1 protein-coding gene is annotated in these 709 nt (G+C 45.4%); it reads right to left on the reverse strand.

What is annotated here, in order from left to right:
• Nucleotides 1-709: ferredoxin reductase domain-containing protein (locus tag ACS8FD_RS20560; RefSeq protein WP_459252163.1), on the reverse strand; the 709-nt coding region annotated here is incomplete at both ends.

Genomic DNA, 709 nt, shown 5'->3' on the forward strand with positions numbered 1-709 from the left:
GTCTCGCTTCCTTCCTGATCGTGATGATTAGCACTCGTCCCAAAGCGTTCTATCGTGATGTTATCGAGTAGCGATGCTGTATTTTCAACAGTCAAATCATTTACTGATTGGTACAGGCTTGATAACAAAGACTGTGACCCGCAGGCATATATCTGCGTTTGAGCGAGCGGTAGTCCAAGCGCAAGTAGGCTATTCTTGGTCAGGTATCGATTGTCTGCAAGATAAGTGCTGACATCTTGCGTTGCAATCAGATGATAACGAAACGCAGGATAAGTTGCGGCCAGTGCTGTCCAAAAAGACGTCAATATGGATGTTTGATTATAGTGAAGCAAAGTGACTGGTTGTTTATCCTTGAGCGCCTGCGTGACTAAGCCTAACATCGGCGTAATACCGCTACCACTAGCGATACACAATATCGGTGTCGGTTCCTCTAGCGTCTGTGACAGGACAAAACTGCCGTTTGGAACACTGCACGCAAAAACATCTCCAAGCAATGCTTGCTGAGTCAAGTATTTTGATACCAAACCTTGAGGTTTAATAGCGATAGTAAGCGTGTGCGGTTTTTTACTTTGCCACCATAATGCTTGCCGAGGTAAACCAAGCAGTGAATACTGACGCTGATGATGAATACCGTCTATTGGTACGATTAAGCTTAAGTGCTGCCCGCCATGCCAGAGATTGTTCGATTGTTGTCGAAAAGCATGGTTGG

The organism is Psychrobacter sp. 1U2 (assembly GCF_051847575.1).